Below are 13,538 nucleotides of genomic sequence, written 5' to 3'. Positions count from 1 at the left end.
GCCCGGCTACAGTCACCGCCCATGACGACACATGACCAGCCCTCCTTCGCCGTCCACATCCCCGATGCGGAGCTGGAGCCGGAGCCGCTCGACCCGGACCAGATCGCCTCCGGGACGCCCGAGGTGACCGGCAAGGTCCTCTGGGAGTCCGCCGACGGGAAGCAGGTGCGCGGCCTCTGGCAGATCACGCCCGGAGTGGTGACCGACACCGAGGCCGACGAGCTCTTCGTCGTCGTCAGCGGTCGCGCCACCGTCGCCGTCGAAGGCGGCGCCACGCTGGAGATCGGGCCCGGCGACGCCTGTGTGCTGCGCGAGGGGGACCGGACCACCTGGACGGTCCACGAGACGCTGCGCAAGGCGTACCACATCAGCCTCTAGGCCAGGGGGCGTTGGAGGTCTGGTAGGAAACCTTCCTACCGGCTACCATCCCGGGCAGCGGCTTGGCGCGGCGCCCGACCCCGTAGGCGTGACGCGCTCAGCGAGAGCTCTGACCCGGCCGCCGTGCACCGCCGCGCCCTTCGCCGGGCGATGTGCGGTGCTCCGCGCCGGTGTCCAGCTCTCGCCACCCCTCAGGCCAGGGAGCCCAGGTATGCGCCTGTACGCCTCCGCCCCACCACGTCGCACCACGACCCTCCTCCTCACCGCCGTCCTGCTGCTGATCGGCGGCCTCCTGCTCGCCTACCCCGGCCGGGCCGGAGCCGCCGCCGACCCGCTCATCTCCCGTGGCAGGCCCGCCACTTCCTCCTCCGTCGAGGACTCCACCTTCGGCCCGGCCAAGGCGTTCGACGGCGACCCGGCCACCCGCTGGGCCAGCGCCGAGGGCTCCGATCCGCAGTGGATCAAGGTCGACCTCGGCGCCACCGCCACCGTCTCGCGTGTGCGGCTCTCCTGGGAGGCCGCCTACGCCAAGGCCTACCGCGTGGAGGTCTCCACCGACGGTGCCACCTGGACCCGTCTCGCCACCGAGACCGCCGGCAACGGGGCCACCGACGACTGGACCGGACTCAGCGGCAAGGGCCGCTTCCTGCGCGTCTACGGGACCGCCCGCGGCACCTCCTACGGCTACTCCCTCTACGAAGTAGAGGTCTACGGCGCTCTCGACAGCGGGCCTCCGCCCACCGGCGCGTTCACCGTCGTCGCGGCCGGCGACATCGCCGCCCAGTGCACGGCCTCCAGCAGTTCCTGCGCGCACCCCAGGACCGCCGCGCAGGCCCAGCGGATCAACCCGAAGTTCTATCTGACGATGGGCGACAACCAGTACGACGACGCCCTGCTCTCCGACTTCCGCGCCTACTACGACAAGACCTGGGGCGCCTTCAAGGACAGGACCCGGCCGGTCCCCGGCAACCACGAGACCTACGACCCGGCCGGCCCGCTCGCCGGCTACAAGGCGTACTTCGGAGCCATCGCCTACCCCCAGGGCAAGCCGTACTACAGCTACGACGAGGGCAACTGGCACTTCGTCGCGCTCGACTCCAACTCCTTCGACGACCCCGCCCAGATCCAGTGGCTCAAGGACGACCTCGCCCGGAACACCAAGGGCTGCGTCGCCGCCTACTTCCACCACCCGCTCTACTCCTCCGGTGGCCACGGCAACGACCCCGTCTCCAAGCCCGTCTGGCAGATCCTCTACGGGGCCAGGGCCGATCTGGTCCTCAACGGGCACGACCACCACTACGAGCGGTTCGCGCCCCAGGACCCGTCCGGACGGGCCACCGCCGACGGCATCGTCGAGATCGTCGGCGGCATGGGAGGCGCGGAGCCCTACCCGATCGAGACGGTCCAGCCCAACAGCCAGAAGCGGATCAGCGGTCCGTACGGCGTCCTGAAGCTGGACTTCACCGACACGACGTACACCTGGCAGTACGTCGGCACCGACGGCCAGGTCAAGGACTCCGGCCCGACCTACACCTGCCACTGATGTACCTGGCGACCACCGGTCGCCCGGACGCGCCGCCGCCCCGCACCGGGGCACGGCGGCGCGTCCCCGGCACCGTCCTCGCGCTGGGCACGGTCAGCCTGGTCACCGACGTCTCCTCCGAGATGGTGACGGCCGTGCTGCCTCTCTACCTCGTCCTCGGACTCGGCCTCACCCCGCTCCAGTTCGGCTTCCTGGACGGCCTGTTCAACGGCGCCACCGCACTCGTCCGGCTCCTCGGCGGACACGCGGCCGACCGCGGCGGGCGCCACAAGCGCGTCGCCGGGCTCGGCTACGCCCTCTCCGCGTGCTCCCGCCTCGGCCTGCTCCTCGCGGGCGCCTCGACGGGCTGGATCGCGGCGGCCCTCGCGGGCGACCGGCTCGGCAAGGGCATCCGTACCGCCCCGCGCGACGCCCTGATCACCCTCGGCACCCCGGCCGAGGACCTGGGCCGCGCCTTCGGCGTCCACAGGGCGATGGACACGACCGGCGCCCTGCTGGGCCCGTTGGCGGCGTTCGCCCTGCTGTGGGCGACGGCGGACGCGTACGACGCGGTGTTCGTCGTGAGCTTCTGCACCGGGGTGCTCGGCCTGCTCCTCCTGGTGGTGCTGGTGCCGGGCGGCCGGGCGAGCACCGAGGCGGCCGGTGCCCCACGTCCTCGGACGCGCACACTGCTCGCCCCCCTGCGCTCGGCCGCGTACCGGCGGATCCTCGGCGCCACCGCGCTGCTCGGGGCCGTCACCGTCGGGGACGCGTTCGTCTATCTGCTGCTCCAGCGACGGCTCGACCTGGCCGTCACCTGGTTCCCGTTCCTGCCGCTGGGCGCCGCGGCCGGCTATCTGCTGCTGGCCGTTCCCGCCGGACGGCTCGCCGACCGGATCGGACGCCGCAGGCCGTTCCTGTACGGGCACTGTGCGCTGCTCCTCGCGTACGCCCTGCTCCTCGCCCCCGGCCCCGGACCGCTCCTGCTCGGGCTCGTCCTCGGACTGCTCGGGGTCTTCTACGCCGCCACGGACGGGGTCCTGATGGCGCTGACCGGCCCCCTGCTGCCGGCCGGGCGGCGCGCGAGCGGACTCGCCCTCGTCCAGACCGTCCAGGCCCTGGCCCGCATGGCCGCGGCCACCGGATTCGGGGCCGCCTGGACGCTGTGGGGTCCGACGGCCGCTCTCGTCCTGGCGCTCGCGGGGCTCACGGCGGCCCTGGGCTGCGCATGGCGTCTGCTGCCCGACACCCCCACTCCCGAAGGGTCCCCGACATGACCACGCGTGCCCGCCTCTGGGTGCTCGTCCTCGCCGTCCTCCTGCTCGGCGGCGGAGCCACCGCCTACACGCTCCGCGCGGCGGAACGGACCGTCACCTCGGGCGGCGACCCGGGGCTCACCCTCGACGGCGGCCCGGGCCGGCTCTACGTCCGCGACACCGCGAGCGGCCGCGTCGGCCGCCAGGACCTGGGCTCGCCGGACGCCCGTACCGTCGGCGGGCCGCTCTGCGACCGCTTCCACGCCGCCGGTCCCACCGCGCTCTGCCTCCAGCGACGGCCGGGCGTGCCCGCCCGCTCGTACGCGATCGTGCTCGACCGGCGGCTGCGCGAACTGCGCCGGGTCGCGCTGCCCGGCATCCCCGATCGGGCCCGGGTCTCCGGCTCGGGGCGGATGCTCTCCTGGACGATGTTCGCGACGGGCGACTCGTACGCCGCCTCCGCGTTCTCGACCCGGACCTCGATCCTCGACCTGCGCACCGGCTATCTCGTGAAGAACATGGAGCAGATCCCGCTCACGCTCCACGGCCGCCGCCATCACGCCCCCGACGTCAATTACTGGGGCGTCACCTTCGCCCGGGACGACAACCGCTTCTACGCCACCGTCGCGACGAAGGGCCGCACGTATCTGGTCGAGGGCGACATGAAGAGATGGTCGGCGAAGGCTCTGCGGGAGAACGTCGAGTGCCCGTCGCTGTCACCGGACAACACCCGGATCGCCTTCAAGAAGAAGGTCTCCGACGATCCGAAGGCTCCCTGGCGGCTGTACGTCCTCGATCTCCGCACCCTGCGCGAGCACCCGGTCGCCGAGGGCCGGAGCGTCGACGACCAGGTGCTCTGGACCGACGACGCGACACTCGCCTACGCCCACGGAGGGGCGGTGTGGAGCGTTCCCGCCGACGGCACGGGCGAGGCACGGCTCCTGGCGTCCCGGGCCACGTCCCCGACGGTCCTGCGCTGAACGAGCGGTCGGACATCGGACCCTGGAGGTTGGATCCCATGTCCGGGATCCGTCAGACGCGCCGCACGGCTCCCCGCACCGCCAGCGCCGCCATCGGCAGCAGCAGGCACGCCGCCACGAGGTTCAGCGGGCCGTAGCCCGCCTGGGAGACGATCAGTCCCGCCGCCAGCCCGCCCACGCCGGCCGCGGTGTTCATGATGAAGTCCGACAGGCCCTGGACGGCCGCCCTGGCTGCCTGCGGCACCGAGTCCGTGAGCAGGGCGGAGCCCGACACCAGGCCCGCCGACCAGCCGAGCCCCAGCACGAAGAGGCCGGCCGCGGTCTGCCCGTGGCTCGGCCCCGCCGTACCCGCGAGCAGCGCCGCGACCGACAGCAGCCCGACCGCGAGCCCGATCACCGAGAGCCGGCCGAGCCGGTCCGACAGCCAGCCCATGACGGGGGAGAAGGCGTACATGCCGGCGATGTGCCCGCTGATGACCAGGCCGATGAGCTGGATGCCCGCTCCGTGGTGGCTCAGCGCGACCGGGGTCATCGACATGATCGAGACCATCGCGGTGTGGGACACGGCCACGGTCACCAGCGCGAGGCGGGCCCGCGAGGACTCCCGCACCGCCCGCATCCCCGCCCGCAGCGAGCGCCCCTCGGCCTCCTCGCTCTCCTCCGGGCCCGACAGGGCACGGGCCGTCAGCAGCGGGTCGGGGCGCAGCAGCAGCGCCACCATGGCGGACGCGACCAGGAACACCCCGGCCGCCCAGACGAACGGTCCGGCCGCCGCGGGGATGCCGAGACCCGCCACGCTCTCCCCGGCCGGAGCGGCGACATTCGGCCCGAGGACCGCGCCGATGGTCGTCGCCCACACCACCGTGGAGATGGCCCGGCCTCGACGGTCGGGTTCGGCGAGGTCCGCGGCCGCGAACCGGGCCGCGAGGTTGGCGGAGGAGCCGGCGCCGAAGCCGACCAGACCCGCGAGAAGCAGGGGGAAGTTGTCGACGACCGCCCCGAGGACCACGACCCCGGCACCGAGCGCCCCCACCAGATAGGCGAGCACGAGCCCGGGCCGCCGCCCGCGGGAGCCCATCAGGGAGGCCAGCGGCATGGCGAGCAGCGCGGGACCGGCGACCGAGGCCGTCGAGGCGAGACCCGACAGCGCCTCCGTGCCGCTGACCTCCTTGGCCAGGACCGCGGCGAGAGCGACGCCGATGGCGATCCCGAGACCGCCGAGGATCTGGCTGGCGATCAGCACGGCCTGGATCCGTCGCCGGAGCGCCGGAAGCTCGGCGGCCGTGACAGGGGCGGATATCTCCGCCGGAACGGTGGCGTCAGGGGCGCTAGGGGTGTTGGTCACTTACGTGAGTGTGCCAGCCGCCCCACCCGATGGGAACGTCACCCCCCACATACCCCCGGGGGGCAACCGGGCTCAGAACAGCGGCTCAGAACAGCGGCTCAGGCAGCACGCCCTCCAGCGCCAGCAGTGTCCGCTTGGTCTCCAGGCCGCCGCCGAATCCGCCGATCCCGCCGTCGCTCTCCACCACGCGATGGCACGGCACGACCACCGGCAGCGGATTGGCGCCCATCGCCGCCCCCACCGCCTGGGCCGCGCCCGGCTGCCCCACCCGCCTGGCCAGGTCGCCGTACCCCACGACCGACCCGAACGGCACCCCCTCCGCCAGCTCGCGCAGCACCTGGCGATTGAACCCGGTCGTCAGAGTCCAGTCGAGGGCGAGATCGAACGTCCGACGCCCGCCGGCGAAGTACTCCCCGAGCTGCCGTATCGGCTCGGCGAGCCGGCCCGACTCGCTCCGCACCGGCTCCGCGCCGAGCTGATCCGCCAGCCGCCCGAGCGCCGCGTCCCGCACCGCCTCGTCGGCGTGGAAGACCACGCTCACCAGGCCGCGATCGGTCGCCGCGAGCAGCAGCGGGCCGATGTCGCTCGCCACGACCGTCCATTCCACCGTGGTGTCCATGGAGATCACGGTACGACCGCCCACCGACATCGCCGTCGTCACGGCCCGGTCTCGTCCAGGTCTCGCCGCAGCCAAATCCCGGACCACATGGTCGAGCGCCCCGCCGCGCGCCATAATCTCCCCCCGATAGGACTACTCAGCGGTACCGACTGTTTTCGGACGACGTAGCACCACGGGTGGAGGGCGCGCGCTCATGCAGGGCACGGTCGACGGATTCAGCTACGGCCTCGTGACACCGGTCGCCGCCTACCTCATGGCCTGCCTCGGCGGGGCCCTGGGCCTGCGCTGCACCATCAGATCGCTGCGCCACCGCGACACCTTCAAGGCCGGCTGGCTGGCCCTGGGAGCGACCTCGATAGGTACGGGCATCTGGACGATGCACTTCATCGCGATGATGGGCTTCTCCGTCCGTCAGGCCCCCATCAGCTACGACCGGCCCATCACCTTCGCCAGCCTGGGCGTCGCCGTCGTGATGGTCGGCATCGGCATCTTCATCGTCGGATACCGCGGGGCGACCCCGCTCGCCCTGGTCACCGGCGGCACCATCACCGGCCTCGGCATCGCCACCATGCACTACCTCGGCATGGCGGGCATGCGTCTCCAGGGGCGCATCGAGTACGACACCCTCACCGTCGCCCTCTCCGTCGTGATCGCCGTCGTCGCGGCCACGACCGCCCTCTGGGCGGCCGTCTCGGTGCACGGATTTCTGGCCAGCCTCGGCGCGAGCCTGGTGATGGGCCTCGCCGTCAGTGGTATGCACTACACCGCCATGGCGGCCGTCAACGTCCATCTGCACGGCGACGGCGGCGTCGTGGGCACCGGCGACTCCGCCACCTCACTGCTCCTGCCCATGCTGATCGGGCCCGCCGTCTTCCTTCTCCTCGCCGCGGTCGTCGTCATGTTCGACCCGCTGCTCGTGATGGGCGACCCGGACTGGCAGCGCCCGGCCGCCCAGAGCACACACCGCCCCGGGGTCCCCGCGCCCCGCCGGGCCCCCGCCTACGGCGAGCCCGCGAACTGGTCGGCCCGGCAGCCCTCCGGCCGGGGCGCCCGGAAGGGGGCGGGCCGGGGCGGCCACCGCTCCCAGGACTGGTGAGAAGCGGACCGCCGGACGCTCCGTGAGCCGTTCACGGCCCGACTGTCAGTGGGGGGTCGTACGGTGGTCACATGCGGCCCGTTTCCCAGATCGAACGTACGGTGGCGCCTTTCGAGGTCGTCAGCCCCTACCAGCCCAGCGGTGACCAGCCGACGGCCATCGCCGACCTCGAGCGGCGCATCCGCGGGGGCGAGAAGGACGTCGTCCTGCTCGGTGCCACCGGCACGGGCAAGTCGGCGACCACCGCCTGGATGATCGAGAAGCTGCAGCGCCCCACGCTGGTGATGGCGCCGAACAAGACGCTGGCCGCCCAGCTGGCGAACGAGTTCCGCGAGCTCCTGCCGAACAACGCCGTCGAGTACTTCGTCTCGTACTACGACTACTACCAGCCCGAGGCGTACGTCCCGCAGTCGGACACCTACATCGAGAAGGACTCCTCGATCAACGAGGAGGTCGAGCGGCTGCGCCACTCCGCGACGAACTCCCTGCTCACCCGCCGGGACGTCGTCGTGGTCGCCTCCGTCTCCTGCATCTACGGCCTCGGCACGCCCCAGGAGTACGTGGACCGGATGGTCCCGCTCAAGGTCGGCGAGGAGATCGACCGCGACCAGCTGCTGCGCCGCTTCGTTGACATCCAGTACACGCGCAACGACGTGGCGTTCGCCCGGGGTACGTTCCGGGTCCGCGGCGACACGATCGAGATCTTCCCGGTCTACGAGGAGCTCGCGGTCCGCATCGAGATGTTCGGCGACGAGATCGAGGCGCTCTCCACGCTCCACCCGCTCACCGGCGAGGTCATCAGCGAGGACCGCGAGCTGTACGTCTTCCCCGCCAGTCACTACGTGGCGGGCCCCGAGCGCATGGAGAAGGCGATCAACGGCATCGAGCGCGAGCTCGAGAGCCGGCTCGCCGAGCTGGACAAGCAGGGCAAGATGCTGGAGTCCCAGCGCCTGCGGATGCGCACCACGTACGACATCGAGATGATGCGCCAGATCGGCTCCTGCTCCGGCATCGAGAACTACTCGATGCACTTCGACGACCGCGAGCCGGGCTCCGCCCCCAACACGCTCCTCGACTACTTCCCCGAGGACTTCCTGCTCGTCATCGACGAGTCGCACGTCACCGTTCCGCAGATCGGTGCGATGTACGAGGGCGACGCCTCCCGCAAGCGCACCCTGGTCGAGCACGGCTTCCGGCTGCCCTCCGCGCTCGACAACCGCCCGCTGAAGTGGGAGGAGTTCCAGAAGCGGATCGGCCAGACCGTCTACCTCTCGGCCACCCCCGGCACGTACGAGCTGTCGCGCGGCGACGGCTTCGTCGAGCAGATCATCCGCCCCACCGGCCTGGTCGACCCCGAGGTCGTCGTCAAGCCCACCGAGGGGCAGATCGACGACCTGGTCCACGAGATCCGGCTGCGCACCGAGAAGGACGAGCGTGTGCTGGTCACCACGCTCACCAAGAAGATGGCCGAGGACCTCACCGACTACTTCCTGGAGCTCGGCATCCAGGTCCGCTATCTGCACAGCGACGTCGACACCCTGCGCCGGATCGAGCTGCTGCGCGAGCTGCGGGCCGGCGAGTACGACGTCCTGGTCGGCATCAACCTGCTCCGTGAGGGTCTCGACCTGCCCGAGGTCTCGCTCGTCGCCATCCTCGACGCCGACAAGCAGGGCTTCCTGCGCTCCGGCACCTCGCTGATCCAGACCATCGGCCGCGCGGCGCGCAACGTCTCCGGACAGGTCCACATGTACGCGGACACGGTCACGCCGGCGATGGAGAAGGCCATCGACGAGACGAACCGGCGCCGCGAGAAGCAGATCGCGTACAACACGGCCAACGGCATCGACCCGCAGCCGCTGCGCAAGAAGATCAACGACATCGTCGCCACCATCGCGCGCGAGGAGGTCGACACCGAGCAGCTGCTCGGCACCGGCTACCGCCAGTCGAAGGACGGCAAGGGCGCCAAGGCGCCCGTGCCCTCCCTCGCCGCGCACTCCACGAAGGCCAAGGGCAAGGCCGGCAAGGCGGGTTCGACGGTCGAGCTCGGCGACCGCCCGGCCGCCGAACTGGCCGCGATCATCGAGGAGATGACCGACCGGATGCGGGCCGCGGCGGCGGAGCTGCAGTTCGAGGTGGCCGCCCGGCTGCGCGACGAAGTGGGCGAACTGAAGAAGGAGCTGCGCCAGATGAGGGAGGCGGGACTCGCCTGACGCCCGGGGCGCCCTGGGCGCGCCGGTGTGTTGCAAGACCGACACAAAACGCGATCCTGTCTGCTGCGTTGTCACTGCCCCTGCGTAGGGTGCTGGACAACCGCACGCACAGCAGAGTCGGTCGCGGGGATCGCAACGAGAGGGGACAGCGCGTGACGGTCAACATGACCAAGGGTCAGGCCATCAGCCTGGAGAAGCAGGGCGGGGGAAGCCTCACCTCGGTACGGATGGGGCTCGGCTGGCAGGCGGCGCCGCGCCGCGGTCTGTTCGGTTCGCGGACCCGTGAGATCGACCTGGACGCCTCCGCGGTGCTCTTCGCCGACAAGCAGCCGGTGGACGTGGTCTTCTTCCGTCACCTCGTCAGTGACGACGGCTCGGTCCGGCACACCGGTGACAACCTGGTCGGCGGCGCAGGCCAGGGCGGCGACGACGAGTCGATCCTGGTCGACCTCCAGCGCGTTCCCGTCCACATCGACCAGATCGTCTTCACGGTGAACTCCTTCACCGGGCAGACGTTCCAGGAGGTGCAGAACGCGTTCTGCCGGATCGTCGACGAGACCAACGGCCAGGAGCTCGCGCGCTACACCCTGGACGGCGGCGGCCAGTACACCGCGCAGATCATGGCGAAGGTGCACCGGGCCGGCTCCGGCTGGCAGATGACCGCACTGGGCAACCCGGCCAACGGCCGGACGTTCCAGGACCTCATGCCCGCGATCCTGCCGCACCTGTAGGCCGGTACCGCAGGCGCACCCACAGCTCCCGGAGGCAGCAGGCCGCCGGGAGCTGTCCCACATGATCCGCCATGATCCGCCCGTAATTCGCACGGAACGAAGCCGAGGGGACAGAGTCGATGACGGCCGAGCTGGTCCGGGGGCAGAACCACCCCCTGCCCGACACCCGACTGGAGATCCGGGTCTCGGCCGGCCATCCGGTCGTCGCCGGTGCCACCCTCGGCGACGAACGGGGCACGGTCCCCGGCGTCGAGTGGATCGCCCACCCGGGCTCGCATTCGCTGCCCGGCGTCGAGGTCTCCCAGCAGGCCGCCGCGGACCACCGCCTCGCCGTGGACCTGGAAGCGCTCCCGGACGCCGTGCACCGCGTCTCGGTCCTTCTGGCGCTCCCCGTCGGCGTCGGCGGCCCGGCCCGCTTCGGCGCCGTCGCGGCCCCGTTCGTCGCCGTCACCGGCCTCGACGGCACCGAGATCGCCACCTACACGATCACCGGACTCGACAGCGAATCGGCCGTCGTCGCCCTGGAGCTGTACCGCCGCCAGGGCGCCTGGAAGGTCCGCGCCATGGGCCAGGGGTACGAAGGCGGCCTGGCCGCGATGCTCGGCGACCAGGGTCTCGAGCGCCCCGCCGACCTGGCCGCGTCCATCCTGGAGGCCGTGGCCCGGGGCCTGGCCCGCTCGGTCTCCGCCCCGCCCCCGCGCGTCCCCGAGGCGGAGCGCGTGCGCCACACGGCGCCGACGACCGCGGCGGACACCGCCCCGACCGCCGACACCGCCCCGACCATGCCGGTGACGCCGCCGCCCACCCCGACGACCGGCGCGGCCGGCCCCATCAGCTACGCCCACCCCCGCCGGGCGTCCGCCCCCGCCCCCGAGCCCCAGCCGGCTCCGCCCGTCCCCGTCGCCGGGGACGCCAGTGGCTGGTCCATGGACGAGCGGCTCTACAACCAGGTGTGGGGCATGTTCGAGGACCTGGCGCGCAGCACCGCCGCGTACCGCAGCGCCTGCGACTTCGCCGAGTCCCGCCTCGACCAGGAGCTCGACCGCGCGCTCTCCGACCCGCGCAGCCGCATCGGCGGGGCGGGGGACGCCGCCCGCGAGGCCGCCCGTGCCAAGCACGACGAGCTCACCGCCCGCGCCCAGGAGGCCCTCGACCGCGACCTCGCCCAGCTCGCCGCCGAGTCCGAGGTCGTCGAACCGGCGCTGCCCGCCGCCTTCGCCCGCTGGGACAACCCCGTCTGGCAGGCCTACCGCGTCCCCATGGAGGTGCCGATGGCCGTCCGCCTGGGCGACCTCCATCTTCCCGAGCGCACCGACCTGCGCATCCCGATGCTGGTCCGGCTCCCGCTGGAGCGCGGCCTGTGGGTGGACAGCGGGCGCGGTCACTCCGAGGCGGCGGGACTCCTCGACGAGGCCGAGCTGCGCCGGCTCGCGATGGACACGGCGGTCGCACACGCGGCCCGGCTGCTCGCCGTGTATCCGTCCGGTGAGTTCGCCGTCCATGTCATCGACCCGGCGGGCTCCGGAGCCGCCGCGCTCGCCCCGCTCGTGGAGGCGGGCGTCCTGGCCGGGCCGCCGGCCGCCGGTGCGGCCGGGGTGTCCGAAGTCCTCGCGAAGCTGACCGAGCGCGTCGACCTGGTCCAGATGGCGCTGCGGGCGGGCGCCCCGGACGCCCTGCCGCCCGGTATGGACACCGCGGAGCAGCTTCTGATCGTCCACGACTTCCCGCACGGCTTCGACGACCGGGCGGTCACCCAGCTCCGTTACCTCGCGGACGAGGGCCCGGCCGTCGGCGTGCATCTCCTGATGGTCGCGGACCGCGAGGACGCCTCCGCGTACGGTCCGGTGCTCGACCCGCTGTGGCGTTCGCTGCTGCGGATCACGCCCGTGGCCGACGACCACCTCGCCGATCCGTGGGTCGGCCATGCCTGGACGTACGAGCCGCCCGTCTTCCCGCCCGGCAGCGGGGTGCTCCGGCACGTCCTCGCCCAGGTCGCCGACGCCCGCCGCCAATGGGGCCGCTGACCTGCCTTCTTGGCATCTCTTTACCCTGCCCTTTACCTTCTCTTGGTTCTTCGGGTAGTCTTCTCGGCGCGGAGGGGAGTACTCCCCAAGCGCGGCGTTCCCGTCAATACGGACGGACCCTGAGCGGTCTGATCCCGGGGCGTCGGCCCGGCTCGTCACGTACATGGCCGGGTGGAAGAGACCTCCGGCAGCGACGACGCTGATCAGTAGCCGTACGACGCCGGAGGCGCAGTGGACGTTTCAATGACCATGTGGGTGCTGACCATTCTCGGTCTGTCAGCCCTGATCGCGATCGACTTCTTCATCGGGCGCAAGCCCCACGACGTGTCGGTCAAGGAAGCCGGAATCTGGACCATCGTCTGGATCGTCCTGGCCGCCCTCTTCGGCGTGGGGCTGCTGATCTTCGGCAACACTCAGGCGTCGGGCGAGTTCTTCGCCGGCTTCATCACCGAGAAGTCGCTCAGCGTCGACAACCTCTTCGTCTTCGTCCTGATCATGGCGAAGTTCGCGGTGCCCTCTCACCTCCAGCAGCGCGTGCTGCTCGTGGGTGTGCTGATCGCCCTGGTCCTGCGCGCGATCTTCATCGCCGCCGGCGCCACGATCATCGCCAGCTTCTCCTGGGTCTTCTACCTCTTCGGCGCGTTCCTGATCTACACCGCCTGGAAGCTCATCCAGGAGGCACGCGCCGACGAGGGAGAGGACGACTGGGAGGAGAACCGTCTCCTCAAGTCGGTCGAGAAGAAGTTCGGCGTCGCGGACAAGTACCACGGCACGAAGCTCTTCATCAAGGTCAACGGCAAGCGCGTGCTGACGCCGCTGATGGTCGTCATGCTCGCCATCGGCACGACCGACGTGCTCTTCGCCCTCGACTCGATCCCGGCGATCTTCGGCCTCACGCAGGACCCGTACATCGTCTTCACCGCCAACGCCTTCGCCCTGATGGGTCTGCGGCAGCTGTACTTCCTGATCGGCGGCCTGCTCAAGAAGCTGGTCCACCTCAGCTACGGCCTGTCGGTGATCCTCGGCTTCATCGGTGTGAAGCTGGTGCTGCACGCCCTGCACGAGTCCGGGGTCCACGTCCCCGAGATCTCCATCCCGGTCTCGCTCGCGGTCATCGGTGGTGTCCTGATCGTCACCACGATCACCAGCCTCATCGCCTCCAAGAAGCAGGCCGAGCGCGAGGCGGCGGAGGCCCCGGCCGCCGAGCGCCCCGCGACGGAGGCCGGCGAGCCCGAGAAGGACAGCATCGACGCCTGACCGGACTCCGGCACCAGAACGCACCGCGCACGATCCCCACGTCGACGCCGTGGCTGCGGTGATAGGCCATCGTGACGGCTTCCGCGTAGCGCTTGGCCTCGTCGTAGACGCTGCGGGGGC

At 71.6% G+C, this 13,538-nt stretch carries 11 protein-coding genes and 1 pseudogene; 9 read left to right on the top strand and 3 right to left on the bottom strand.

What is annotated here, in order from left to right:
• Window positions 1-21 precede the first annotated feature (21 nt).
• The 4 genes from ABZ939_RS21125 (at window position 22) to ABZ939_RS21110 (ending at window position 4,136) form a co-directional block, all read left to right on the top strand.
• Entirely contained in the window at window positions 22-378 is a 357-nt protein-coding gene (locus ABZ939_RS21125) for a cupin domain-containing protein (RefSeq protein ID WP_361857165.1), read from the top strand.
• Between the two features lie 211 nt (window positions 379-589).
• Window positions 590-1,921: a discoidin domain-containing protein gene (locus ABZ939_RS21120; protein WP_361857162.1), complete on the top strand. Its 1,332-nt coding sequence runs from the start codon at window positions 590-592 to the stop codon at window positions 1,919-1,921.
• A complete protein-coding gene (locus ABZ939_RS21115; protein ID WP_361857160.1) occupies window positions 1,921-3,177 on the top strand; it encodes an MFS transporter in 1,257 nt (418 codons plus the stop codon). Before ABZ939_RS21120 ends, ABZ939_RS21115 begins: the two co-directional genes overlap by 1 nt.
• A complete protein-coding gene (locus tag ABZ939_RS21110; RefSeq protein ID WP_361857157.1) occupies window positions 3,174-4,136 on the top strand; it encodes a hypothetical protein in 963 nt (320 codons plus the stop codon). Before ABZ939_RS21115 ends, ABZ939_RS21110 begins: the two co-directional genes overlap by 4 nt.
• A 52-nt stretch (window positions 4,137-4,188) precedes the next feature.
• On the opposite strand, the gene ABZ939_RS21105 is transcribed toward ABZ939_RS21110, so the two are convergent.
• Together ABZ939_RS21105 and ABZ939_RS21100 are read right to left on the bottom strand one after the other, a co-directional pair.
• Complete coding sequence (locus ABZ939_RS21105; RefSeq protein ID WP_361857154.1) at window positions 4,189-5,481, bottom strand: MFS transporter; 1,293 nt, start codon at window positions 5,479-5,481, stop codon at window positions 4,189-4,191.
• Window positions 5,482-5,566: 85 nt separating this feature from the next.
• Window positions 5,567-6,100, bottom strand: a complete 534-nt coding sequence (locus ABZ939_RS21100; protein ID WP_361857151.1) for a methylated-DNA--[protein]-cysteine S-methyltransferase — start codon at window positions 6,098-6,100, stop codon at window positions 5,567-5,569.
• Between the two features lie 193 nt (window positions 6,101-6,293).
• Between ABZ939_RS21100 and ABZ939_RS21095 the strand changes: the two genes are divergently transcribed.
• The 5 genes from ABZ939_RS21095 (at window position 6,294) to ABZ939_RS21075 (ending at window position 13,418) form a co-directional block, all read left to right on the top strand.
• Window positions 6,294-7,196: an MHYT domain-containing protein gene (locus tag ABZ939_RS21095; RefSeq protein ID WP_361857148.1), complete on the top strand. Its 903-nt coding sequence runs from the start codon at window positions 6,294-6,296 to the stop codon at window positions 7,194-7,196.
• A 71-nt stretch (window positions 7,197-7,267) separates the two neighbouring features.
• Window positions 7,268-9,406 carry an excinuclease ABC subunit UvrB gene (uvrB, locus tag ABZ939_RS21090; protein ID WP_361857145.1) on the top strand — a complete coding sequence of 713 codons (2,139 nt, stop codon included), beginning with the start codon at window positions 7,268-7,270 and terminating at the stop codon, window positions 9,404-9,406.
• Between the two features lie 152 nt (window positions 9,407-9,558).
• Window positions 9,559-10,137, top strand: a complete 579-nt coding sequence (locus tag ABZ939_RS21085; RefSeq protein ID WP_361857142.1) for a TerD family protein — start codon at window positions 9,559-9,561, stop codon at window positions 10,135-10,137.
• Between the two features lie 119 nt (window positions 10,138-10,256).
• Window positions 10,257-12,161, top strand: a complete 1,905-nt coding sequence (locus tag ABZ939_RS21080) for a TerD family protein (protein WP_361857140.1) — start codon at window positions 10,257-10,259, stop codon at window positions 12,159-12,161.
• A 231-nt stretch (window positions 12,162-12,392) separates the two neighbouring features.
• On the top strand, window positions 12,393-13,418 hold the full coding sequence (locus ABZ939_RS21075; protein WP_361857137.1) for a TerC family protein: 1,026 nt from the start codon (window positions 12,393-12,395) through the stop codon (window positions 13,416-13,418).
• Window positions 13,419-13,443: 25 nt separating this feature from the next.
• On the opposite strand, the pseudogene ABZ939_RS21070 reads toward ABZ939_RS21075, so the two are convergent.
• Window positions 13,444-13,538, bottom strand: a pseudogene (locus tag ABZ939_RS21070) (UDP-glucose 4-epimerase); the annotation flags it as partial.

The sequence above is a fragment of the Streptomyces sp. NPDC046712 genome, from assembly GCF_040645695.1.
Classification (GTDB): Bacteria; Actinomycetota; Actinomycetes; order Streptomycetales; family Streptomycetaceae; genus Streptomyces.
This window is presented reverse-complemented; position numbering and strand designations above follow the sequence as displayed.

Excerpts from the sequence above, each read along its gene's own strand:
- ABZ939_RS21125 (WP_361857165.1), top strand. The coding sequence starts at position 22 with ATGACGACACATGACCAGCCCTCCTTCGCCGTCCACATCCCCGATGCG.
- ABZ939_RS21120 (WP_361857162.1), top strand. The coding sequence starts at position 590 with ATGCGCCTGTACGCCTCCGCCCCACCACGTCGCACCACGACCCTCCTC.
- ABZ939_RS21115 (WP_361857160.1), top strand. The coding sequence starts at position 1,921 with ATGTACCTGGCGACCACCGGTCGCCCGGACGCGCCGCCGCCCCGCACC.
- ABZ939_RS21110 (WP_361857157.1), top strand. The coding sequence starts at position 3,174 with ATGACCACGCGTGCCCGCCTCTGGGTGCTCGTCCTCGCCGTCCTCCTG.
- ABZ939_RS21100 (WP_361857151.1), bottom strand. The coding sequence starts at position 6,100 with ATGGACACCACGGTGGAATGGACGGTCGTGGCGAGCGACATCGGCCCG.
- ABZ939_RS21095 (WP_361857148.1), top strand. The coding sequence starts at position 6,294 with ATGCAGGGCACGGTCGACGGATTCAGCTACGGCCTCGTGACACCGGTC.
- uvrB (WP_361857145.1), top strand. The coding sequence starts at position 7,268 with ATGCGGCCCGTTTCCCAGATCGAACGTACGGTGGCGCCTTTCGAGGTC.
- ABZ939_RS21080 (WP_361857140.1), top strand. The coding sequence starts at position 10,257 with ATGACGGCCGAGCTGGTCCGGGGGCAGAACCACCCCCTGCCCGACACC.